Below are 204 nucleotides of genomic sequence, written 5' to 3'. Positions count from 1 at the left end.
TATATCCGCGCGCTGGACGCCGCCGACAGCCTTACCGACGATCGCGCGCGGAACTACGACGGATCGCTACAGGTGGCCGCGTTCTACCCCTCGCTGCACCTCAACCTCGCCGACGACTACCGCAGGCTCGGCTCGTTCGACGCCGCGCAGCGCGAAATCGACGCCGCCCGCGCGTATCTGCACACGCTCGCCGACGACGGCTAC

Annotated in this window: 1 pseudogene; it reads left to right on the top strand. The window is 68.6% G+C overall.

Features of this window, described 5'->3' with window-relative positions:
• Positions 1–204, top strand: a pseudogene (locus ON29_RS06975) (hypothetical protein); the annotation flags it as partial.

This window comes from Nocardia exalbida NBRC 100660 (assembly GCF_000308575.1).
GTDB lineage: Bacteria > Actinomycetota > Actinomycetes > Mycobacteriales > Mycobacteriaceae > Nocardia > Nocardia exalbida.
Note: the sequence above shows the minus strand (reverse complement) of the source record. Positions and strands in the feature narration are given on the sequence as shown.